The sequence below is a fragment of the Thermophilibacter mediterraneus genome, assembly GCF_900119385.1.
Classification (GTDB): domain Bacteria; phylum Actinomycetota; class Coriobacteriia; order Coriobacteriales; family Atopobiaceae; genus Thermophilibacter; species Thermophilibacter mediterraneus.
The window spans coordinates 179,392-201,555 of record NZ_FPKO01000007.1 but is presented as its reverse complement, the minus strand read 5'-3'; the positions used below and the strand labels follow the sequence as shown (position 1 = coordinate 201,555).

General features: G+C 70.9%; 21 protein-coding genes. 8 read left to right on the top strand and 13 right to left on the bottom strand.

The genetic code is table 11. The features are described 5' to 3' along the window. Positions 1 to 13: 13 nt before the first annotated feature. Together BQ7106_RS00925 and fucO are read right to left on the bottom strand one after the other, a co-directional pair. Positions 14 to 1,207, bottom strand: coding sequence for an Mbeg1-like protein (locus BQ7106_RS00925; protein WP_072369861.1), 1,194 nt, complete (start codon positions 1,205 to 1,207; stop codon positions 14 to 16). Positions 1,208 to 1,544: 337 nt separating this feature from the next. Next, positions 1,545 to 2,708 carry a lactaldehyde reductase gene (fucO, locus tag BQ7106_RS00920; protein ID WP_072369858.1) on the bottom strand — a complete coding sequence of 388 codons (1,164 nt, stop codon included), beginning with the start codon at positions 2,706 to 2,708 and terminating at the stop codon, positions 1,545 to 1,547. A gap of 231 nt (positions 2,709 to 2,939) precedes the next feature. On the opposite strand from fucO, the gene BQ7106_RS00915 reads away from it, so the two are divergent. Beyond that, on the top strand, positions 2,940 to 4,100 hold the full coding sequence (locus BQ7106_RS00915; RefSeq protein WP_072369855.1) for a M20/M25/M40 family metallo-hydrolase: 1,161 nt from the start codon (positions 2,940 to 2,942) through the stop codon (positions 4,098 to 4,100). Positions 4,101 to 4,193: 93 nt separating this feature from the next. On the opposite strand, the gene BQ7106_RS00910 is transcribed toward BQ7106_RS00915, so the two are convergent. Next, a complete protein-coding gene (locus tag BQ7106_RS00910; protein WP_072369852.1) occupies positions 4,194 to 4,421 on the bottom strand; it encodes a hypothetical protein in 228 nt (75 codons plus the stop codon). A 190-nt stretch (positions 4,422 to 4,611) separates the two neighbouring features. Here BQ7106_RS00910 and BQ7106_RS00905 point away from each other — a divergent pair, with 190 nt between their 5' ends. Then, positions 4,612 to 5,304 (top strand): C39 family peptidase, encoded by a 693-nt coding sequence (locus BQ7106_RS00905; RefSeq protein WP_129583751.1) that lies wholly within the window; start codon positions 4,612 to 4,614, stop codon positions 5,302 to 5,304. Between the two features lie 8 nt (positions 5,305 to 5,312). Here the strand turns inward: BQ7106_RS00905 and BQ7106_RS00900 are convergent, their stop codons facing one another. Both BQ7106_RS00900 and BQ7106_RS00895 read right to left on the bottom strand, forming a co-directional pair. After that, positions 5,313 to 6,578 carry a sensor histidine kinase gene (locus BQ7106_RS00900; protein WP_205407638.1) on the bottom strand — a complete coding sequence of 422 codons (1,266 nt, stop codon included), beginning with the start codon at positions 6,576 to 6,578 and terminating at the stop codon, positions 5,313 to 5,315. Beyond that, positions 6,568 to 7,281 carry a response regulator transcription factor gene (locus BQ7106_RS00895; RefSeq protein ID WP_072369847.1) on the bottom strand — a complete coding sequence of 238 codons (714 nt, stop codon included), beginning with the start codon at positions 7,279 to 7,281 and terminating at the stop codon, positions 6,568 to 6,570. Before BQ7106_RS00895 ends, BQ7106_RS00900 begins: the two co-directional genes overlap by 11 nt. A 312-nt stretch (positions 7,282 to 7,593) precedes the next feature. Here BQ7106_RS00895 and BQ7106_RS00890 point away from each other — a divergent pair, with 312 nt between their 5' ends. Beyond that, positions 7,594 to 8,436, top strand: coding sequence for a LysR family transcriptional regulator (locus BQ7106_RS00890; protein ID WP_072369846.1), 843 nt, complete (start codon positions 7,594 to 7,596; stop codon positions 8,434 to 8,436). Between the two features lie 133 nt (positions 8,437 to 8,569). Here the strand turns inward: BQ7106_RS00890 and BQ7106_RS00885 are convergent, their stop codons facing one another. The 4 genes from BQ7106_RS00885 to BQ7106_RS00870 all read right to left on the bottom strand — a co-directional run bounded on the left by BQ7106_RS00885 (position 8,570) and on the right by BQ7106_RS00870 (position 11,257). After that, the gene (locus BQ7106_RS00885; protein ID WP_072369845.1) at positions 8,570 to 8,791 is read right to left on the bottom strand and encodes a Sec-independent protein translocase subunit TatA/TatB; all 222 of its coding nucleotides are present in this window, start codon (positions 8,789 to 8,791) and stop codon (positions 8,570 to 8,572) included. Positions 8,792 to 8,942: 151 nt separating this feature from the next. Further along, positions 8,943 to 9,371 carry an amino acid-binding protein gene (locus BQ7106_RS00880; protein WP_072369844.1) on the bottom strand — a complete coding sequence of 143 codons (429 nt, stop codon included), beginning with the start codon at positions 9,369 to 9,371 and terminating at the stop codon, positions 8,943 to 8,945. Further along, positions 9,371 to 10,681, bottom strand: coding sequence for a phenylacetate--CoA ligase family protein (locus tag BQ7106_RS00875; RefSeq protein ID WP_072369843.1), 1,311 nt, complete (start codon positions 10,679 to 10,681; stop codon positions 9,371 to 9,373). Before BQ7106_RS00875 ends, BQ7106_RS00880 begins: the two co-directional genes overlap by 1 nt. Before the next feature lie 153 nt (positions 10,682 to 10,834). Continuing rightward, positions 10,835 to 11,257 (bottom strand): hypothetical protein, encoded by a 423-nt coding sequence (locus tag BQ7106_RS00870; protein ID WP_072369841.1) that lies wholly within the window; start codon positions 11,255 to 11,257, stop codon positions 10,835 to 10,837. Between the two features lie 141 nt (positions 11,258 to 11,398). On the opposite strand from BQ7106_RS00870, the gene BQ7106_RS00865 reads away from it, so the two are divergent. Continuing rightward, complete coding sequence (locus BQ7106_RS00865; RefSeq protein WP_072369839.1) at positions 11,399 to 12,478, top strand: 6-phosphofructokinase; 1,080 nt, start codon at positions 11,399 to 11,401, stop codon at positions 12,476 to 12,478. 144 nt (positions 12,479 to 12,622) lie between these two features. On the opposite strand, the gene acpS is transcribed toward BQ7106_RS00865, so the two are convergent. Continuing rightward, a complete protein-coding gene (gene acpS / locus BQ7106_RS00860) occupies positions 12,623 to 13,000 on the bottom strand; it encodes a holo-ACP synthase (protein ID WP_072369836.1) in 378 nt (125 codons plus the stop codon). A gap of 130 nt (positions 13,001 to 13,130) precedes the next feature. Between acpS and BQ7106_RS00855 the strand changes: the two genes are divergently transcribed. Both BQ7106_RS00855 and BQ7106_RS00850 read left to right on the top strand, forming a co-directional pair. Then, on the top strand, positions 13,131 to 13,559 hold the full coding sequence (locus tag BQ7106_RS00855; protein ID WP_072369833.1) for a transposase: 429 nt from the start codon (positions 13,131 to 13,133) through the stop codon (positions 13,557 to 13,559). A gap of 22 nt (positions 13,560 to 13,581) precedes the next feature. After that, the gene (locus BQ7106_RS00850; RefSeq protein ID WP_072369829.1) at positions 13,582 to 14,202 is read left to right on the top strand and encodes a transposase; all 621 of its coding nucleotides are present in this window, start codon (positions 13,582 to 13,584) and stop codon (positions 14,200 to 14,202) included. Positions 14,203 to 14,543: 341 nt separating this feature from the next. Here the strand turns inward: BQ7106_RS00850 and BQ7106_RS00845 are convergent, their stop codons facing one another. The 3 genes from BQ7106_RS00845 to BQ7106_RS00835 all read right to left on the bottom strand — a co-directional run bounded on the left by BQ7106_RS00845 (position 14,544) and on the right by BQ7106_RS00835 (position 17,562). Next, positions 14,544 to 15,887: a M18 family aminopeptidase gene (locus BQ7106_RS00845; RefSeq protein ID WP_072369826.1), complete on the bottom strand. Its 1,344-nt coding sequence runs from the start codon at positions 15,885 to 15,887 to the stop codon at positions 14,544 to 14,546. Positions 15,888 to 15,944: 57 nt separating this feature from the next. Further along, positions 15,945 to 16,910, bottom strand: coding sequence for a 3'-5' exonuclease (locus BQ7106_RS00840; RefSeq protein ID WP_072369823.1), 966 nt, complete (start codon positions 16,908 to 16,910; stop codon positions 15,945 to 15,947). Positions 16,911 to 17,037: 127 nt separating this feature from the next. Continuing rightward, positions 17,038 to 17,562 (bottom strand): nitroreductase, encoded by a 525-nt coding sequence (locus BQ7106_RS00835; protein WP_072369820.1) that lies wholly within the window; start codon positions 17,560 to 17,562, stop codon positions 17,038 to 17,040. 189 nt (positions 17,563 to 17,751) lie between these two features. Between BQ7106_RS00835 and BQ7106_RS00830 the strand changes: the two genes are divergently transcribed. Then, positions 17,752 to 19,860, top strand: a complete 2,109-nt coding sequence (locus BQ7106_RS00830; RefSeq protein ID WP_072369816.1) for an LTA synthase family protein — start codon at positions 17,752 to 17,754, stop codon at positions 19,858 to 19,860. A gap of 100 nt (positions 19,861 to 19,960) precedes the next feature. Next, entirely contained in the window at positions 19,961 to 22,150 is a 2,190-nt protein-coding gene (locus BQ7106_RS00825; RefSeq protein ID WP_072369813.1) for an LTA synthase family protein, read from the top strand. The last annotated feature ends 14 nt before the right edge of the window (positions 22,151 to 22,164 follow it).

Here is a 22,164-nt window from a genome sequence, read left to right as displayed (position 1 = left end):
AGCGGGCGACGGCTCAGGCGCCGCCCCCCGGGGCCGACGCGTCGGGCGCGCCGATGCGCCTCATCACGCGCTGCGCAACGTCAGCCGCCGCAGCAGACGCCCCGCGCGCCATCGCGTCCCGCGTCGCCTGGGCGGCCCCGCCCAGAAGCTCGCGGACGAGCCCCCACATCATCTCGCTCGTGCGCGCGTCGATGCCCCCGAGCGCCGAGAGCACCCGCTGCGCCGACGCGGGGCTCGAGAAGACGTCCTCGAAGCGGACCGCGCCGCCCGCGGCGAGCGCGTCGAAGAGCTCGTCGGTGAGGAGCCTGCGGTCCTCGAGCTCGAGGCGCGCGAGCCACGTGGAGAACGCGCGAGCCACGACCAGGCACTCGGGGTCCGGCCCTCCCGCGGCGACGAAGCCCGCCGGGCCGACCTGCCACGAGAGCGGGTCGTGCTGCAGCGAGCGGGAGGCGCTGCTCGCCACGACCTGCGCGGGCGCGTCGTCCGAGAAGAACCTCCCCACGACGCTGTAGGCGGGGATGATCCTCACGTAGCGCTCCCCCACCACGTCGTGGCAGCTCACGGGCATGACGGCCGGGTCCATGCCGGGGCCGTCGTTGCTGTAGACGCGCTCGATCGCCACCGCGTACGCGACGGGCGCCGCCGCCGTGGCGTACGCGGCGAGGTTGCCGCCCTTGGAGTGGCCGCCCACGCGCACGCGCCGGCCCTCGTCGGCGGCGCGGGCGAGCGCGCGCTCGAGGTAGGCCGCCGCGGCGCGCTGCGCCTCGGTCACGGCGAAGCTCAGGATGAAGTTCTCCCGCCAGCCGGCGAGCGTGGTGTCGGTGCCGCGGAAGGCCACGTAGAGCTCGCCGGAGCCGAGCTCGACCGTCACGGCGGCGAACTGCATCGCCCGCGCGTCGTCGCGCACGTCGACGTAGTCGCGCAGCAGCGCGCCGCCCAAGCGCGCGGAGCCGCCGAGCGCCGCCACGAAGCGCTCGTCGATCGTCGCGAGCGAGCGGACGCGCGAGGAGACGTCGCCCCCCGAGCGCGCGAGCAGCGCGGCGCACGCGTCCGTGACGCGGACGGGAGGCTCGCCGGGACCCCCCACGACGTCGGTGAGGTCCAGGTAGGCCAGCGTCGACAGCGCGAGGTTGTCGACGTCGTTGAAGGGCCGCTCCGCGAGCGTGATGTCCCCGCGCAGCTCGAGGTAGTCGTGCAGGTTCGCCATGCGTTCCTCCCCGGGAAGACGTCGACCCCCAGTATGCCCCAAGCGCGCCCGCGAGAAGGACGCGCGCCCGCGGCGATGGGGGGGGGCGGGGGCCGATTCCGTCCGCAGCCCGCACGCGCCTCGGGGTCGTGCGGGTTGCGGTCGATTCGGACCCCGATTCCGTCTGCAGCCCGCACGCGCCACGACCACGTGCGGGTTCTGGTCGATTCGGACCCCGATTCCGTCCGCAACCCGCACCTTCGGAGGCAGCCCGAAGCGATGGCGCCCGGCACCTCGCCGAGCACGCGGCTCGTGCGGGACACCGGGCGCCCCGTCGGCGCTGAGGCGCTACGTCGCGCTACGCCATCACCTTGCGGAAGAGCTCCACGACGGCCGCGTGGTCGGCCTCGCGCGGGTTGCCCGGGAAGCAGGCGTCGGCGAGGGCGTCGTCGGCGAGCTGGTCGAGGTCGGCCTCGACCAGGCCGTCGCAGGTCGGCTTGATGTCCACGTCGGCGGAGAGCTGGCGCACCGCGGCGATGGCGGCGTCGGCCGCCTCGTCGACGCTCATGCCGGCGGTGTCGACGCCCATGGCAGCGGCAACGTCGGCCAGGCGCTCGGCGACGACGGGCTTGTTGTACTCCATGGCAACGGGCAGCAGCATGGCGCAGGCGACGCCGTGCGGGGTGTCGTAGTGGGCGGAGAGGGTGTGCGCCATGGCATGGTCGATGCCGAGCCCGACGTTGGAGAAGCCCATGCCCGCGATGTACTGGCCGAGCGCCATGCCCTCGCGGCCGGCACCGGGCTCGCCGCTCTTGGCCTCGGCGACGGCGGCACGCAGGTTCTTTGAGATGACCTCGATGGCCTTGAGGTGGAACATGTCGGAGAGCTCCCAGGCGCCCTTGGTGGTGTAGCCCTCGATGGCGTGGGTGAGCGCGTCCATGCCGGTGGCGGCGGTGAGGCCGGCGGGCATGGAGGCCATCCTGTCGGGGTCGACGACCGCGACGTCGGGGATGTCGTTGACGTCGACGCAGACGAACTTGCGGACCTTCTCGGGGTCGGTGATCACGTAGTTGATCGTGACCTCGGCCGCGGTGCCGGCGGTGGTGGGAACGGCGATGGTGAAGACGGCGTGGTTCTTGGTGTCGGCCACGCCCTCGAGGGAGACGACGTCGGCGAACTCGGGGTTGGCGACGATGATGCCGATGCCCTTGGCGGTGTCCATGGAGGAGCCGCCGCCGATGGTCACGATGCAGTCCGCGCCGCATGCCTGGTAGGCGGCCACGCCGTCCTGGACGTTCTTGATCGTGGGGTTGGGCTTGATCTGGTCGTAGAGGCTCCAGGCGATCCCCGCCTCGTCGAGAAGGTCGGTCACCTTTGCCACGACGCCAAACTTCACGAGGTCGGGGTCGGAGCAGACGAAGGCCTTCTGGTACCCGCGGCGGGCGAGCTCGCCGGGGATCTCCCTGATCGCGCCCGCGCCGTGGTACGAGATGTTGTTGAGGACGAAGCGGTTGACTGCCATGCTGGTTCCCCCTTGGGTCGCTGCATGCCGGAAGGCCGGCGTTCCGCGCGTGATTATGCCCCCGCCCCGCCTCCCCGAGCCGACGAATCCGCGGACGGCGGGTCCTTCTCGGCGAGCACGGGAGGGCGCGCTTCGCCGGAATCTGACGCCGCGCCCCGGAAAGCCCGCCACGACGCGCGCCGGGTGGGGTAAGCTCGACTCGTCAGCACGACCGCACACACGGAGACCCCAGTGAACGAGAAGACCGCGTCGATAGCGACCGCCTACGCAGACCAGTGCCACGAGGAGGAGCTCGAGCTCCTGCGCACGCTCGCGCAGATTCCCGCCCCCTCGGGCCACGAGGAGCGGCGCGCCGAGTTCATCCGCGACTGGTGGCTCGAGCAGGGCGCCCCGGTGGGTGCCGTGCGCATCGACGAGGCCAAGAACGTGGTCCTGTCGCTGCCGGCGGGCCCGGGCGTCGCGCAGGACGACGGCTACGCCGTGTTTGCCGCCCACACCGACGTGGTCTTTCCCGACACCGAGCCGCTGCCGCTGGCCGAGAGCCCCACGCGCCTGCTCGCACCGGGCGTCGGCGACGACACGGCGAACCTCGTGGGGCTGATGCTCGCGGGGCGCTACCTGCTGCGCCACGGCGTCCCGCTCGACCGCCCGCTGCTCGTCGTGGCAAACAGCTGCGAGGAGGGGCTCGGCAACCTCGCCGGGACGCGCGAGCTCTTCCGCCACTACGCGGGGCGCGTGGCCGAGTTCACGTCGTTCGACCTCTACCTGGGGATGCACGTGGTCTCCGCCGTCGGGTCGCACCGCTGGCGCGTGCAGTGCCACACCGAGGGGGGCCACTCCTGGGAGAACTTCGGGCGCGACAACGCCATCGAGGCCCTCTGCTCCTTCATCGAGGACCTCTACGCGCTCGACCTCCCCACCGAGGCCAAGACCACCATCAACGTCGGGCGCTTCGTGGGCGGCACCACCGTGAACTCCATCGCCGAGGACGCGAGCGTGCTCGTGGAGTACCGCTCGGCGTCCGAGGAGTGCCTCGAGCAGATGTACGGCAAGTTCGTCGTCCTCGTGGAGGAGCACCTCAAGGAGCGGACGCGCATCGACGCCAAGCTCATCGGCCGGCGCCCCGCGTCCGGCGAGCACGTCCCCGACGGCCAGTGGGAGCTCATCGCTCGCACCGACGAGGTGCTGCGCGAGCTCGGCGGCGTCCAGCCCACCCACCAGGAGTCCTCGACCGACGCCAACGTCCCGCTCTCGCTGGGGATACCCGCCCACACCGTCGGAACCGTCGAGGGGGACCTGCTCCACACCCGCGAGGAGTGGATCGAGAAGGACAGCCTGCGCCGCGGCCTCGCCGTCATTCTCGCCCTCATGCTCGCCCACGCCACGTCGTGAGCGTCGGCGCCGGACGTCCGCTCGACATGCCGCCCCGCGGCACAAAAAAAGGAGCCCGCAGGCTCCTCCCCCGTGTGGGGTGTCGCGCCGACGCTACGCGGCGCACACGCACTTGACGAGCAGGTGCGAGTCCGCGTGGTTCTGCTCGTGGGAGGAGAACCACTCGTCAACGTCTCTGAACAGAAGCTTCGGGCTGTCGGCCCAGAAGCGGCGCTCGTGGCCGTCCATCAGCGCGCGGTACTCGCCGCTCATGAACCAGCCGTTGTGGCAGGCGTCGAGCACCTTGCGCTGACGCTTGCTCATTTCCTTGATCTTGGTCATGCCTTCCCTCCTTTCGTTTCTTGGACACGTTTGTTATACCCAATCATTCCGTTCGCCGAAAGTGTCTTGACAAAACGTTTACATCTCCTACACGAGTTCTTAAGACAACGTTAGGAGTCGCTTCAAGACTCGTTATGGAGGGCGGGGGCACCCTAGTCTACGTCGAGAAACGTTGGCTGGGAGGTATCGCATGACCCGCATGGCACCCGTCCGCTACACCCGTCGCCGCCAGGCGAGAAGAACCTCGGGGGCGCTGCTCGCCGCCCTGGGCGCCTGCGCGCTCGTCGCCGCGCTCGCGCTCGTGCTCGGTGCCCTGGCGCCGACCGCCGCCCCGGCGGCCTCCGGCGGCTCCGGAGAGCCCGCGACCTCGGACGCGCGCGGCGACTGGCGGCTCGGCAGCGTGCCCCGCCTCTACCAGACCGACCCCGCGTGGGCGGACGAGCCCTACGCCGGCGGCACCGTTCGCGAGAACGGCTGCGGCCCCACCTGCCTGTCCATGGTCTACGTCGCCCTCACCGGGCGGGACGACCTCGACCCGGCCGGGATGGCGGCCTTCTCGGAGCGCGGGGGCTACGTCTCGGACGGGATGACCACCTGGTCGCTCATGACCGACGGAGCCGCCGAGCTGGGCCTCGACTCCGAGGAGCTGCCCGCGGACGAGGGCACCGTGCGCGACGCGCTCGCGGCGGGCCGTCCCGTGATCTGCAGCGTGCGGCCGGGGGACTTCACCACCACGGGGCACTTCATCGTGCTCGCCGGGATCGCCGAGGACGGGTCCGTCATCGTCCGCGACCCCAACAGCGCCGAGCGCACCGCGAGGACCTGGGACCTCCAGCGCGTGATCGACCAGTGCGCGAACCTGTGGGCGTTCTCCGTCGCGTGACGCCCGCGTCACTCCCCCGCCGCCGCGCCCGCGGCGACGGGGAGCTCCACCGTGAACGTGGTCACGCCGGCCTCGCTCGCCGCCGAGATATCGCCGCCGTGAAGCTCCACGATCTCTCGGGCGATGGCCAGGCCCAGGCCGGCCCCGCCCGTCGCCGAGGCCCGCGACTCGTCGAGCCGGAAGAACCGGTCGAAGATCGCGCGGAGCTTGTGGCTGGGGATGGTGGCGCCCGTGTCGGAGACGCTCACGACCACGCGGTCGCCCTCGCGCCGCGCGCGCACGTCGATGGGGGTTCCCTCGTCGCTGTAGGCGATGGCGTTGCGCACGAGGTTGCCGAAGACGCGCGCCAGCCGGGCGGCGTCGGCCACGATCTCGAGGGGCTCGCCGGGGTCCTCGGCGGTGCGGTCGGTCCCCTCGACCTCCACGCGCGCGACGTTGCCGTGCGCGCCGAGCGCCGGGTAGAACTCGTCGGCCACCTGGGCGAGCAAGAACGCCAGGTCGACGGGGGCGAGCTCGAGCTCGATGTGGGTGAGGCTGTAGCGCGTGATGTCGAAGAACTCGTTCACGAGGCGCTCGAGCCGCAACGCCTTGTCGAGCGCCACCCCCGTGTAGCGGCACCGCTGCTCGGCGGGCATGTCCGGGACCTCGTCGAGCAGCGACAGGTAGCCGATGACCGAGGTGAGGGGCGTCTTGAGGTCGTGCGCCAGGTACGTGATGAGGTCGCTCCGGCGCGCCGCCTCGTCCTCGAGCCGCCGCGCCTGGTCCTCGCCGGCGCGCTTGACCTCGGACGCCACGAGCGCAAGGTCCTCCCAGCCCGACGGGAACGCCTCGCTCGCGCCGATGTCGTGCGCCATGAACGAGCGGAGCAGCTCCGCGGAGCGGGCGCGCTCCTCCCGACGCGCGCGGCGCTCGGCGAGGCACCACGAGACGACCGCCGCCAGGGCGATGGCGGCCGCCACGCAGACGCCCAGCTGCAGGAAGAAGTAGCGCGTCCCCACGATGTCGAGCACCACGCCCGCGGGGATGCCGAACTCGTTGAGGTTGTGGACGTTGAGGAACTGGCTCGACACCCAGTCGATGAAGACGCCGTTGAGCGCCTGGTCGACGAAGACGGTGAGCACGTTGTAGACCATGACGGCCCCGAGGACCGCGCAGCCGCCGATGACGACGGCTCGCAGCACGGAGCGCGACCGGGCCCGGACTGCGGACGCGTCCCGACCCTCCGGGGCGCCGGCCCACCCGGCGGGCGCGCCGCCCTTCTCGCTAGCGCTCAATCTTGTACCCCAATCCCCAGACGGTCCTGATGTAGGCGGGGTCCTCGAAGGAGTCCCCCATCTTCTCGCGGAGGTGCCGCACGTGCACCGTGATCGAGCCGGAGCCCCGCTCGTAGTAGGCGTCACCAAAGATGCCCTGGTAGAGCTCGCGCGCCGAGACGACCGCTCCGTCGGCCTCGAGGAGGATCCTCAGCAGCGAGAACTCCGTGGGCGTGAGCTGGAGCGGGCGCTCGTTGAGGGTCGCCTCGTGGGCGGGCACGTCGAGCACGAGGCCCCGGCACGTGATGACCTCACCGGACGGCTCTTTGTGACCGGGCGCGGCGTTGTAGGTCCGGTAGCGCCTGAGCTGCGCCTTCACGCGCGCCACGAGCTCGAGCGGGAGGAAGGGCTTGGTCACGTAGTCGTCGGCCCCCAGCGCGAGGCCGGCGATCTTGTCCGCCTGCTCGCCGCGCGCCGTGAGCATGATGACCGGGTAGGCGTGGCGCTCGCGGATGGCGCGGCACACCTCGAGACCGCTCGCACCGGGCAGCATCACGTCGAGGACCGCGAGGTCGATCGCGGGCCGCGCGTCATCGGTCACGCGAGCGAGCGCCGAGGACCCGTCGCCCAGGCACTCCACCTCGAATCCCTCCGCCTCCAGATACACCCGCACGAGCTCGCAGATCTCTCGCTCGTCGTCAACGACCAGAATGCGCGCACCCATGGCGACCTCCTTCCGACCCCCAAGCATACGCGAGCGCCCAGCGAGGGAGGCTAAGGCTTTCTTAAGGCGGGCGGGCAACGGCGCCGAAGTTGTATGCAGTATTTTGAGAGGCCCCGAGTAGAAGGTCGCCCGGACATCAGGAAAGCGCAGGCAGATAAATGCGACCGACGGAGCAGTACTTATGGTGGCCCCAGAAATCTGCATACAATGTGGCGCTTCTGCTCGTGGTGGGCCATACGGCGCGCCAACGCCGGCGCGAACGGGCCTCTGACATACAATCTCTGTATTTCAGGACGACAAACGGAGGCATCCTTGAATCTCAAGCAGCTCGGGTACTTCGTCGCCATCGCCGAGGAGGGGCAGATCACCGCCGCGGCGCGGCGGCTGCACATCTCTCAGCCGCCGCTCTCCTACGAGCTCGCCCAGCTCGAGCGCGAGCTCGACACGCAGCTCGTGCGGCGCGGGCCGCGCGGCGTGGCGCTCACCGACGCTGGCCGGCTCCTCTACGAGCGCGCCACGCGCATCCTCGCCATGGCGAACGCCACCGCGCGCGAGGTCTCGAGCCTTGGCAAGGGCCTCACCGGGACGCTGTGCCTCGCCGTCGCGCACTCCGCCACCGGGCTCGCGCCGGGACAGCGCCTGGCGGAGCTCGCCGCGCGCCACGCCGACGTCAGCCTCGAGCTGCGCGAGGGCGGCGTCCCCGAGGTCATCGAGCTCGTCGCGAGCGGCATCGCCGAGGTCGGCGTGGTCCGCACGCCCTTCCCTACCCAGGGGCTGCGCTGCCGCTACGCTCCCGCCGAGCCGCTCGTGGCCGTGATGCCGCCCGACCTCGAGCGCGGCCGCGAGCTCGAGGTCGGGCTCGCCGAGCTCGACGACGTCCCGCTCGTCTGCGACCGACGCCTCGCGCCGCAGCTCCCCGCGACGCCCTTCTGCCTCACGGACGACGAGCGGACCACGTGCTCGTGCGCGGCCGCCGGGCTCGGCGTCGGGCTGGTGCCCCAGTCGCTGCTCGCGGTGTGCGACACCGGCCCCTGCTTCATCAAGGCCCTCGTTGAGAGGGACCTCTGGTCGCGAGCCGCCGTCATCTGGAAGGCAGACCGATCGCTCTCCCCGCTCGCCGAGCGGGCGGTCGCGCTGCTCGGCGAGCTCGCCTGACCGAGGGTCGCGCTGCCCGTGCGGCGCGTCCGCGCGAGACGCCCCGACGCGCTCGAGCCCCGCGCGGACACGAAAACGCCCCCGGGCGGGAAAGGGTCCCGGGGGCATGGGGAGGGAAAGCTCCTTCTGCCGGCTACCTCGCGGCAGCCTCGTCGTCCTTCTCGGCCTGCGTTCGGGCGACCTCTGACTCGGGGGCGGGCTCCGAGTCGCCGGAGCCCTCCTCCATGCCCTCGCGCACGTTCTTGACCGTCTTGCCGATGGCGGACCCGAGCTTGGGCAGGTTCTTGGGCCCAAAGATGACGAGTACGACAAGCAGGATGACCACGAGCTCCATGGGACCGAGACCAAGAATCATGGGGGCCGCCTCCAGACGATCGACGGTTAGGTGCCTTGGGACCGTTCCATCCTAGCGCGGGGTCGGGCCATCGTAAAATACATATGAGTGGGCCCCGCCATACATCGATTGTATGGCGGGGCCTCGGAAGCTCGTGACGGGCGCGGGGAGCCTAGTCGAGCTCGCTCTGGTCGAACACGTGGAAGCCGGCCTTCTCGATGGCCCAGCTCGCCTCGGCGGCGCTCGCCGGGTCGGCGATCTTAAGCGCGAGCACGGCCATGTCGTCGGTCGTCGAGAAGCAGTAGAAGTACTCGATGTCGAGGTCGAGGTCGTCGAGCTTCTCGAGCAGGTCCGCCGCGCCGCCCGGGTGGTGCGGGACGGCGATCGCCATGACCTTCGTCTTGATGGCGCGGTACCCGCCCGCGTCGAGCGCCGAGAGCGCGGCGGCGGTGTCGCTGCAGATGATGCGCACGATGCCGTACTCGGTGGTGTCGGCGACGGAGAGCGCGGCCATGTTGATGTTGGCGTTGCCGAGCGTCCGGCACAGCGACGCGATGCGCCCGCGCTTGTTCTCGAGGAAGACGGTGATCTGGTCAATCATTACTTGATCCCCTTTCGCAGGTCGACGATGCGCTTTGCCTTGCCCTCGCTGCGCGCGATGGTCTTGGGCTCGACGAGCTTGACGCGCACGCCCACGGACAGCGCGGTCTTGAGGCGCGCCGAGATCTCCTTCTGCAGGCGCTCGACGGCGGCGACGGAGTCGAAGGCGAAGTCGGGGTTGACCTCGGCCTTGAGCGTGACGAGGTCGAGCGAGCGCTGGTCGGTGTCGATCTCGATCTGGTACCAGGAGGAGATCTGCGAGAACGTCTTCATGACGTCCTCGATCTGGCTCGGGAAGACGTTGACGCCGCGGATGATGAGCATGTCGTCCGTGCGGCCGTGGATGCGGTCGATGCGCCGGTGCGTGCAGCCGCAGGCGCACTCCCCCGGAAGGATGCGGGTGATGTCGCGCGTGCGATAGCGCACCACGGGCGACGCCTCGCGGTCGATCGTGGTGAGCACGAGCTCGCCCCACTCGCCGTCGGGCAGGACCTCGCCGGTGTTGGGGTCGATGATCTCGGCGTAGAAGTGGTCCTCGGCCAGGTGCAGGCCGTCCTGCTCCCAGCACTCGATGGCGACGCCCGGTCCCATGGTCTCGGTGAGGCCGTAGACGTCGAGCACGTGGTAGTTGATCTTGCGCTCGAGGTCGCGGCGGAAGTTGTCGGAGAAGGGCTCGGCGCCGTGGATGCCCGCGCGCAGGTGGAAGTCGCGTGCCGGGTCGATGCCCATCTCGAGGGCGGTGTCGGCGATGTGCATGGCGTAGCTGGGCGTGCAGCAGATGATCGTGGAGCCCATCTCCTTGAGCACGCGGATCTGGCGCTCCGTGTTTCCGGCGGACATGGGAATCGTCGTGGCACCCGAGTACAGGCCGCCGTAGTGCGCGCCGAGGCCGCCGGTGAACAGGCCGTAGCCGTAGCAGACGTGGACGACGTCGTCGGGGCCGCCGTCGGCGTACTCGATGCCGCGCGCGAAGCACTCGCCCCAGATCTCGAGGTCGTGCTGGGTGTAGCCGCCCACCGTCGCCACTCCGGTGGTGCCGGAGGACATGTGGATCTCCTTCACCTCGGACAGCGGCGTGGCGAACATCCCGTACGGGTAGTTGTCGCGCAGGTCCTGCTTGGTGACGAACGGCGCCCTCTGGAGGTCATCGAGGCTCTTGACCGCATACGGGTCGAAGCCCGCCTCGTCGAAGCTCCGCTTGTAGAACGGAACGTTCTCGTAGCACGCAATCACGGTCTTCTTGATGCCCTCGAGCTGGATCTGCTCGATCTGCTCGTGAGGCGCGCGGAGAATCTCCTGCATCTTGCCCATTGGCGCTCGCCCTTCCGTCGAACCTGAGAACTCGATGGGCTGATTCTAGGGCGAGAAGAACGGCGGCACGCGTCGCGTTCCCAAACGGAAACCTCCGTGACGCACGGCGCCCGCGCGACGTCAGCGCAACGTCAGCGCGACGTCAGCGCGGTGTCAGCGCGGCGTCTCCTCGAGGCGGGCGAGCACGACGCGGGTAGCGCGAATCGCCGCCGCCACGTTGTCGCGCGCGTCGTCGATCTTCTTCTGCACGTAGAGGTCGACGAACACGTTGTCAAAGAGCACGTCGAGCGTGGTCGCGAGCGCGCCCACGTCCATTCGCAGCACCTCGATGTCCGAGACGTCGCGAAGCTCGCGCGTGAAGGCGTAGAGGTCGTCGCGAGCGCGCTCGAGCGCCTCGCGCGCGCCGCCCAGCCTGACGTGCTTGATCACGCTCGAGATGGCGCCGCCAAGAAAGAGGTCGAAGGCGCCCCAGTTGCTCGCGCTCTCCAGCGCGTCCTCCGCCTCCTCGAGGCTCGCGAGCGCGCGGCGCCCCGCGACCACGGCCTCGTCGGCCTCGCGCTGCTGACCTGGCGTCATGGCTCTCCCCTCCCCGTGTCTGCGCCGACCTCGCCGGGCGCCGGCGCCTTCTAGGGATGCGCCGTTGGCGGATGCGTCCCGCACCTTGTCACGGAAAAGTGTAAGAATTCAGCTACTTGTGGACAAGAGGAAGGAACACCCATGCTTCGAGTCGGACTTCTCACGAGCGGCGGCGACTGCCAGGCGCTCAACGCCACCATGCGCGGCATCGTCAAGACCCTCTACCGCCAGTCGGACGAGCCGGTCGAGGTCTATGGCTTCGAGGACGGCTACCAGGGCCTCATCTACGAGCGCTACCGCATGATGGACAACCGCGACTTCTCCGGCCTGCTCACCCGCGGCGGCACCGTGCTCGGCACGAGCCGCACCCCGTTCAAGCTGCTCGACACGCCCGAGGCCGACGGCGTGAACAAGGTGCAGGCCATGAAGGACACCTACCGCAAGCTCAAGCTCGACTGCCTATTCATGCTCGGCGGCAACGGCTCCACCAAGACGGCCAACCGCCTCTCGCAGGAGGGCCTGAACGTCATCGCGCTGCCCAAGACGATCGACAACGACACGTTCGGCACCGACATAACCTTCGGCTTCACGAGCTCGGTCGAGGTCGCCACGCGCTGCATCGACGAGATCCACACGACCGCGAGCTCCCACGGCCGCGTCTTCGTGATCGAGATCATGGGCCACAAGGTCGGCTGGATCCCGCTCTACGCTGGCGTGGCCGGCGGCGCCGACGTCATCCTCATCCCCGAGATCCCCTATGACATCGAGAACGTCATCCGCGTGATCGAGGACCGCGACAAGGCGGGCGCCCGCTTCACCATCATCGTGGTCGCCGAGGGCGCCATCTCCAAGGAGGAGGCCGCGCTCTCCAAGAAGGAGTACAAGAAGCTCGTGGCTGCGCGCACCACGCCCTCGATCGCCTACGACATCGCCGCCGAGATCGACAAGCGCACCGGCCGCGAGATCCGCATCGCGGTTCCCGGCCACACCCAGCGCGGCGGCACCCCCGACGCCCAGGACCGCATCTTCGCAACGCAGTGCGGCGCCGAGGCGGCCCTCGCCTGCCTCAAGGGCAAGTTCGGCGTCATGATCGCCCAGGTCAACGGAAAGATGTGCCGCGTGCCGCTCGCCGACGTCGCCGGCAAGCTCAAGTACGTCGACCCCAAGAGCGACCTCGTCAAGGAGGCCAAGGCCCTCGGCATCAGCTTCGGCGACGAGTAGGCTGTGCCCTCGCACAAACGCCCGCCCGCGTGCGGGGCCTCTTCTGGGGCCCCGCACCTTTTTTGTGGCGCCCGGCGAGAAGTACGCTCTTCTCGCAGCGTCGACCGAGGGGGGCACCCTACGGCGGAGCGCCCGCGGAGCCGCTCAGCGCTGCGCGAGCACGATGGCCGTGGCGACGCCGCGCTCGTTGGTGATCGAGACCAGGAGCTCGGTGACCCCGGCCTCGGCGAGCACCGGGGCGAGGGGGCCCGTCGTGGTGACGTGCGGGCAGCCGTTGTCGTCATCGAGGGTCTCGACGCAGCGGAAGTCGAAGCCCGAGGCGGTGTGCTGGGCGAGCGCCTTGAAGACCGCCTCCTTGACGGCGAACTTCCCCGCCAGGCACGACGCGGCGTCGCGGCGCGCGAGGGCCTGCGCCCGCTCGGCGTCGCTGAAGGTGCGCCGGAGGAAGGCGCCGTCCGGGGCGGCGACGAGCCTCGCCATCTCCTCGATGTCGACGGAGTCTATGCCGATTCCACGTATCATGCGAGCAGTCTATCACGCCGCCGCACAATTCCGGAATTGTGGCCCCTAACGAGAAGCATAGTCCCAGGGTTTCTGTCCGGTCGCCGGAGTACGCTCGCGGCGCAGGGCACGACGGCGTGGGGAGGTCGCGATGGCGAGCATGACGGGCAGGGACGTGGCGGCGGCGAACGGCGGGGACGGGACGCTGGTCGACTGGATGGCGCGCTTCGGCACCGAGGAGGCCTGCGAGGAGGAGCTGCTGCGCAGGATGTTCCCGGAGGGGTTCCGCTGCCCCTCCTGCGGGCACGCCAGGTGCGCCCGGGTCAGGGGCCGGGCGCGCAAGTGGCAGTGCACGCGCTGCTCCAGGCAGTTCTCCGTCACGGCGGGCACCGCGATGAGGGGCACCAAGCTGCCGCTGGTCAAGTGGTTCCTCGCCGCCTACCTGATGACGCACTCCAAGCGCGGGGTCTCCGCGATCGAGCTCGCGAGGCACCTCGGGGTCTCCGAGCGCACCGCCGGCTACGTGCTGCTGCGCCTCCGCGGCGCCATGGCCAGATCGGAGTCCGTTCAAGCGGCTTGACGGCACCGTCGAGGTCGACGAGATGTACCTCGGGGCGACGGTCGCCGGGAGGGTGGGCCGCGGCTGCGAGAAGGTGCCCCTGCTCGTCGCCGTCGAGGCCCCCGGCCCGCGCGGCCCGGGCCGCTGCTCGGTCAGGGTCGCCTCCGACGTGACGGCGGGCTCCTACCGGGAGTTCCTCCGCGCCCGCGTCAGCGTGCTCGCCCGCGTGCGCTTCGACGGCTTCCTGCCCATAGGCTGCGCGGTCGCGTCGTGGCCGCGCGCCGAGGCCGGCAGGTCGCCCTCGGGCGGGGCGCCGGGGACGTGGCTGCGCCTGGCGCACAAGGTGATCTCCAACCTGCGCGCTTACGCCCAGGGGACCTACCACGGGCTCTCGAGGACGCGGACGCAGGGCTTCGTGGACGAGTTCTGCTGGAGGTACTCGCACCGCGCCCCGGGAGGGCCCGGGATCGCCTCGGAGCTGCTGGGGGAGGCCGCGCGCGGTCACGTGCCGAGGGCCGACCTGCTCTCCTCGACGTTCTCGGCGCAGGGCCCGGGCAGGAGGTTCAGGAACGCGGGGCGGGAGCGCCGCGAGAACGAGGAGTGGGTCGCGGCGGCGATCGCCGAGGCGGCGAAGGAGCGGATGGCTAACTATGCCGCTCGTTAGGGGCCACAATTCCGGAATTGTGCGGACAGGACCGCGCACTGGGCCGATTTCCTGACCGCGAGAAGGACCTCATCTGGGGAAACCCCGACGCTCGTCCCCGGGACCCCCCGCCCCGCCGCACAATTCAGGAATTGTGCGGCGGGGGGCGCGCAGTCGAGGCGTTTCCTGACCGGCCGCCGCCAACAGGCCCTTCTCCCCCGGGCTCCTCCTCGGCGCCGCACAATCTCGGAATTGTGCGGATGGGGGCGGCTGGACGGGGCGACGGAGCGGCGGGGCGGCTGGATAGAGGGCGCAAAGCCGCGGCGCCGGCGTGAGCGCAGCGCCGACATGGCGCAGGCCCGCTAGCCGAGCTCCGCCCCGTCGGCGCCATCGATCACGAGGTCCGCGCCATAGAACGCCTCGAGCGCCGCGATCCCGAGGGCCGTGTCGCGCGCGCCCGCGGTCTCGAAGACGGAGTGCATCGCGAGCTGCGGGAGACCCACGTCCACGGCGTGGACGCTCACCTGGGAGTTGGAGAGGTTGCCGAGCGTCGAGCCCCCCGCCATGTCGGAGCGGTTGGCAAAGCTCTGGTGCGGCACGCCCGCGCGGTCGAGAAGGGCCACGAGCAGCGCCCGGCTGAAGGCGTCGGTGCAGTAGTGCTGGTTCGCGGCCTCCTTGACGACTAGGCCGCCGTTGAGCCGGCAGCGGTTCGCCTCGTCGTACCTCTCGGGGTGATTGGGGTGGACGGCGTGGGCGTTGTCGCAGCTCACGAGCATCGAGGCGGCGAGGGCGCGGCGGTGCTCCTCGGGCGTGCGCCCGAGCGCGGAGCTCGTGCGCAGCAGCGTGTCCGCGAGGAGGGTGGACATGGCGCCCTGCTTGGTGAGCGATCCGACCTCCTCATTGTCGAAGCACGCGAAGACGCTCACGTCGCGCGCGTTGTCCGTCGAGAGGAACGCGCTCAGCGCGACGTAGGCGCACTGCAGGTCGTCGAGGCGCCCGCCCGAGACGAACTCGTCGGCCTGTCCCCAGACGCGCGGCTCCTCGTGGGCCACGAGGAAGAGGTCGTGCGCGAGGACGTCGGCGGCATCAGCCCCCGCGGCGGCGGCGACCATCTCGAGGAAGGAGCCGGGGCCGAGCTCCCCGGCCGAGAAGAGCGGGCAGAGGTCGACCGCGCGGTTGAGCTGCGGGGCGAGTCCGGAGGACCGGTCGAGGTGGATGGCGAGGCTCGGGATGAGGCAGACGTCGCGCTCGATGTTGACGAGGCGGCTCTCGACGCGCGCCCCGGAGCGCACGAGGACGCGCCCGGCGAGGCCGAGCGGCCGGTCGAGCCAGGTGTGGTCGATCATCCCCCCGTACGCCTCGACGTCGAGGCGCAGGGCGCCCTCGGGCCCGGGGAGCTCGGGCGACGACTTGACCTTGTAGGTGGGCGAGTCGCCGTGCGCGACGGCCATCTGGAAGTGGTGGGGCGCCCTGCGGGACGGGGTGCCGAGCTCGTCGCCCACCTTCAGGGCGACGACGCTCGAGTTGTTGCGGACGACGTAGTAGCGGCCACCCGGCGCCATCTCCCAGGCGTCCGCCTCGTGCAGGCGGGTGAAGCCGGCCCCGTCGAGGCGGCGGCAGATCTCGGCGGCGGTGTGGAACATGCTCGGGCACGCGCGGACGAACTCGACGAGCCCGTCGGCGGCGCTCCTCACGCTCTCGTTCATGGGAACCCCTTCGGTCGCGACGTTTTGCGACCGCCTAGGCTAGCACACGCCCGCCCGCTACGCGAGCATGTTGCGCTCGGCGAACTCCGCCTGGACCGTGGCGAGCATGAGCTCCACGTCGTCGAGTCCGAGGTGGCGCTCGGACTCCCCCGCCTTGAGGGTACCGCGCCTGCGCGCCCAGCTCTCGAGCGAGGCGGGCCGCTGCTCGTGCGGCAGGACGCGCGTCTCCGGGTCGACGCGCCGGCAGATGTCGCGCGAGTCGATCACCGTCACGCGCCCCGCCTTGCGCGCCTCGGCGTAGCCGTCTATGTGCAGCGTGAACCAGGAGTCCTCGAATGCCGCGTTGTGCGCCATGAACGGGTAGGCGGTGAGCGTGGCGAGCAGCGCCTCCTGCACCTTGCGGTCCTCGCGGAAGGGCGTCCTGCCCTCGAGGTCCGACCACGAGATCTTGTGGATGTCGGCGAGCGGCACGCCCTTCTCGGCGTACATCTGGGGCAGGCCGAAGTAGCCCGCGAACGGGTCGTGCGGCTTGGCCTTGGGGCCGATGGTCATGAACTCGAGGCCGACGTTGATGATGTAGCCGCGCGCCGGGTCGCGGTCGGTGGTCTCGATGTCGATGCCCACCACCATGCCCGAGACCGGCGCGTCCACCCACGCCACGTTGAGGTCGCGCGCGTCGGGGCCCGAGAGGGCGGCGACCTGCGCGTCGGTTCGGTGCTGCAGCACCGCGACGGCATGGATGAGCTCGGCCGGGGACAGCCCGCGCGAGAGGCTCGAGGGGTTCACGTCGCGCAGCCGCTCGATGCCGTAGCGGTCGCAGACGTCGCGGTTGCGGTCGGCGAGCGAGCGGACGAGGTCGAAGGAGAACGGCTCCCTGCCCGCGGGGGCCTCGGCCCACGCGGCGCGCAGCACCCCGAGGGCCTCCTCGTTTCTGGCCCGCTCCGCCGAGAGCGAGGCGTCGTCGGCGAGAAAGCCCGGGAAGACGAAGGCGCTGGCGCACTCTATGGCTTGGCTGAGGTCCACGGCTACCCGCTTTCGCTCGAGGATGGGGTCGGCCGCCGGGACGCGCCCGGCGACCCTCTAGGCTAGCACGACGCCCGCAGCGGCGCGCCGGGCGGGCTCGGCCGCACGCCCGGTGCGTCCGTCGGCGCTACTCGGCGTAGAACACGCGGCCCTCGCGGCGCGGCCGGCCCACGCCCTCCGCGGCGGGATAGCCCAGCACGCAGTGGCCGATGCCCTCCCACTCGCCCTCGATGCCCAGCCCCGCGAGGATCGCGCGACCCTCGTCGGTGTCGAACTCCTGGCGGGCGCGGTGCACCCAGCAGCTCCCCAGCCCGAGCGCGTGGGCGGCAAGCATGAGGTTGCCCATCACGAGGCTGCCGTCGTAGACGCGGTTCGCCTGGTCGCGCGGCGCCAGCACCACGAGCACAACCGGCGCGCCGAAGAACGGGTCGGGCCCGTCCGGGGCGCCGAGCACCTCAGCGTTCATGCGCGAGAGCCGCGCACGGAGCTCGGGGTCGGTCACGACAAGAACGATGGGCCCCTGAAGGTTCCTGCCGCTCGGCGCCCACAGCCCGGCCTCGACCACCTGGTCGATCAGCTCGCGGGGCGGCATCTCGTCGGTGTAGGAGCGCACGCTGCGACGACTCTTGATTGCCTCGATGACCTCGTTCATGGCATCCTCCTCGGCTCGCGGGCCCGGGCGGGCCCCTTGGCCCATCTTAGCGCGCCGACCGGGCGCGCGGGCGCCCCGGCCGCGAGCGGGGAGGGCGAGAAGAACGTTGGCTTGCGGGAGTTTTCGGGCGGGAAGCCGCGATGCCCTATCATGAGGTGCAGGTAAGCCCCGTGTCATCAAAGGATAATCATGCTCCTCGCCATGCCCCTCGCAGCGCTTCTCGTCCTTGTCGCCTTCGGTGCCCTCTACGTGCGCAGACGCCGGGCGCGAGGGGCTCGCCCCTCCGTGCGCACGCTCGCATGGCTCGTCGCGCCCGTCGCCGCGCTCGCGGTCGCGACGACGTGGTGCGCGCTCGGCCTCTACGAGGGGGGCGCCGCGGAGCTCGGGTGCCTCTGCGCCTCGTCGCTGCTGGCCGGGGCCGCCGCGCTGCTGCGCGGGCGCGCGACCGCCCGCGTCGACCTGCTCGCCACGACCAACCCCGCGGCGGCCGCGCCCCTGCGCGCGCTCGCCAGCGTGGTCGCGGTGCTCGCGTGCACGGTGCTCGGCTTCCTGGCGATGGAGCTCACCTACAACGAGCTCGCGCTCTCCATCGCGCTCAACTACGCCGCCATCGAGATGGCGATCGTCCTCGGCGCTACCCTCGTCCTGTTCTTCCTCCTCCAGCGTCGGGGGGCGGGCCCGGCGATCGTCGTGGCGCTGTGCTGGGTCATCGGCCTCGCCCAGTACTTCGTCGCCCGATTCAAGGCCTCCGCGCTCCTGCCCAACGACCTCTTCGTCCTGCAGACCGCGGCTGCCGTGAGCGGCAGCTACGTCTACGCCGTGAGCGGGCGGGTGCTCGTCGGGCTCTCCTGCGTCATGCTCGCCGTCGCGGTCTGCTCGCTCGTCGCGGCGGCGCGGCCGCGCAGCGCCCAGGCGGCCGTGCGCGCGAGGCTCGTCAACCTCGGGTGCGCGCTCGCCTCCCTCGTCGCCCTCTGCGCGGGCGTGACGGTCCCGAGCTACTTCGACGACCTCGGCGTGGGCATGGAGTACTGGTACTCGCTCGACTACTACGAGCGCCAGGGCTTCCTCACCACCTTCGTCGCCGTCGCCCAGGACCTCCCCATCGACGTCCCCGAGGGCTACACGGCCGAGGAGGCGAGCCAGACCGAGCAGCTGCGCGCCGCGGCCTACGACGGGGGGGCAGGGGCGAGCGAGGACGCCCAGGTCGCGCGCGAGCAGTTCGAGGAGCTGCGCCCCACCGTCATCTGCATCATGAACGAGACCTTCGCCGACCTCAGCTCGCTCGACGGCGAGAGCTGGGGCTACGAGGGACCCGAGCGCTACCGCTCCATCGACGACGCCGTCCTCACCGGCGACCTCTCGGTGTCCGTGCTCGGCGGCGGCACCTGCAACTCCGAGTTCGAGTTCCTCACGGGAGTCCCCCTCGCCTTCGTCGGCGACGGCAAGTACCCCTACTCGCTCTACGACCTCTCCGGCGCCCCGAGCCTCGCCAGGCAGTTCTCCGAGCTCGGCTACGCGACGACCGCCCTGCACCCCAACTACGCCTCCAACTGGAACCGCGACCGCGTCTACGAGGCGCTCGGCTTCGACCGCTTCCTCTCGATCGACGACTTCCAGGGTGCCGAGACCTTCCACAGCGGCGTCTCCGACGAGGCGACCTACGAGAAGATCCTCGAGCTGCTCGAGCAGGACGACGGGCCGCAGCTCATCTTCGACGTCACCATGCAGAACCACTCCGCCTACGACCAGGAGAACATCGGCGAGGTCGAGCAGTACCACATCGACGGGCTGAGCAGCTACGACAACGACCGGCTCTCCGAGTACCTCGCGTGCATCGAGGAGTCCGACCGGGCGCTCGCCGAGTTCGTGGACGAGCTGCGCGAGCTCGACCGGCCCGTGGTGCTCTGCTTCTTCGGGGACCACCAGCCCGCCCTCTCCACCATCGTGAACGACGCACTCTTCCCCGGCGAGGACGAGCTCGCGCACGGCCTGCGCACCCACGAGACGACCTACGTCATCTGGGCCAACTACGACGTCGCCGGCAGCGGGCAGGCCTCCGAGCGCCTCGACACGAGCGTCTGCTACCTCGGCGCGCTCCTCGCCGAGGCCGTGGGCGCGCCGCTCACCGACTACCAGAAGGCCGAGCTCACCGTGCGCGAGGAGCTCCCCGCCGTGAGCCTCGTGGGCACCTGCCTCGCGGACGGCTCGTGGCTCGCCTACGGCAGCGACGACGTCCCCGCCTCCTACGACGACCTGGCGAACATGACGTACCTGGAGTTTGCGAGCACGCTCTCGTAGGGAAGCCCCTCGCCCCTCCCCCGCACTATCATAAGAGGGTTGCCGCCCCGAGGCCCGCGCTCGCGGGGCGGCGTGCCCGCGCACCTTCCCCGGAGGCCCCATGCTCGAGTCAACCCCGCTCATCCCCCTCGCCGCGCTCGCGGCCGTCGTCGCCGCGGCCGCCCTCGTCGTCCGTCGCGCCCTCGCGCGCGGCAGGCGCCCCCGCCCCGCCGACCTCGCCTGGCTCGCGCCCGCGGTCGTCGCGCTCGTGGCGTGCGCGGCGGTGGTCGGCCTCGGCCTCTTCGAGCGCGAGGGGGACGGGCTCACGCTCGTGGCCCTCTCGCTCGCGGCGCTCCTCGAGGCGGCCTGCGCCCTGCTGCGCCGGCCCCTCCTCGACGCCCTCGAGCGCCTCGGCGGGCGCGGCGGGCGGTGGCGCGCCGCCGCCGAGCTGCTGCGGGCGGGCATCGCCGCGGGGGCCCTCGCCCTCAGCTGCGCCCTCGGCTGGCTCGCGCTCGAGCTCCCCTGGAACGGCCGCATCCTCGACATGGAGCCGCTCTACCCGTCGCTCGAGGTCGCGATGATCCTCGGGGCGCTCGTCCTTCTCTACTTCCTCTTCCAGCGCCGCGGCGCCGGCATGGCCGTGGGCGTGGGCGCGCTCAGCCTCGTCGGCATCGCGCAGTTCTTCGTCGCGCGGTTCAAGGACGCGGCGATCATGCCCAACGACCTGCTCGCGCTCGGCACCGCGGCCGAGGTGAGCGGGGGCTACGTCTACTCGGTCGACCACCTCGTCCTGCTGGGCGTGTCGTGCGCCCTCGTGGCCATGGCCGCCTGCGCGCTCGTCGCCCCCTCGCGCTGCGCCACGCGCGAGCAGCTCGGCGTCAACGCGCTCGGCAACGTCATCGCCGCCCTCGCCGCGGCGAGCTGCCTGTGGGGCCTCGTGACCACGGACCTCGGCGAGGCGTTCGGCCTCCAGGTCTCCTACTGGGACTCGCTGCAGTCCTACGAGGGCCACGGCTTCCTCCCCTCGTTCGTGAGGGTCGCGCAGGACCTGCCCATCGACCGCCCGGAGGGCTACGACGAGCGGGACGCCGCCGACCTCGAGCGCGCCTACGCCGACGAGTACGACGACGGGCGCGGCTCCACGCTGCCGCGCGCCGCCGCCGAGGCGCAGTTCGAGCGGGAGCTCCCGAGCATCGTCTGCGTCATGGACGAGACCTTCTCGGACCTCTCGATCTACGACGGCCTCGGGGTGGGCTACCAGGGGCCCGAGTTCTACCGCTCGCTCGTCTCCGACGCCGGCACGCTCAGCCAGGGCAGCCTCGCGGTCTCGGTGCTCGGCGGGGGCACCTGCAACACCGAGTTCGAGTTCCTGACGGGAGTGCCGCTGGCCTACGTGGGCAACGGCAAGTACCCCTTCATGCTCTATGACATGTCCGAGGCGCCGAGCCTGCCCGCCCAGCTCGCCGAGCTCGGCTACGCAACGACGGCGATCCACCCCAACAGCCCCACCAACTGGAACCGCCAGAGCGTCTACGACGCCCTCGGCTTCGACGAGTTCCTCTCGTTCGAGGACTTCAAGACCGGCACCGGTGACGAGGAGTTCGCAGGCGTGGACTTCTATCATGGCGCGATCTCGGACGGGGCGACCTTCGACAAGGTCCTCGAGCTGCTGCGATCGAGCGACGAGCCGCAGTTCATCTTCGACGTCACCATGCAGAACCACAGCGGGTACCTGCAGAACAACGTGCCGCTCGAGGACCTCCCCGGCTACGAGCCGGAGGGGCTCGACGCCGAGACCACCGCCGAGCTCGGCGAGTACCTCGCCTGCATCACCGCGTCCGACCGCGACCTCGCCGCGTTCGTCGAGGAGCTGCGCCAGCTCGACCGCCCGGTGATCCTGCTCTACTTCGGCGACCACCAGCCCGGCTTCTCGCCCGAGCTCGCCGACGCGCTCATGCCCGACGCGAGCGAGCAGGACAAGCTCCGGCTCATCTACTCGACCACCTACACCATCTGGGCCAACTACGACGTGGCGGGCAGCGCCGTCGGCGGGGTCGAGACGGACTCCGCGGGCCCGGCCCAGCTGGCGGCGATGCTGCTCGACGCCGCAGGGGCGCCCCTCACCGACTACCAGAAGGCCCAGATGGTCGCCCGCGAGGACGTGCCCGCGGCGAGCCTCATCGGCACCGAGCTCGCAACCGGAGCGTGGATTCCGCTCGACGACGGCGAGGGCGACGACATCAGGCTGCCGCAGGCGTATGCGGACATGCGGACGATCAGCTACCTCGAGTTCGGCTCCAAGCAGGAGTAGCTCGGGCGCGCCAC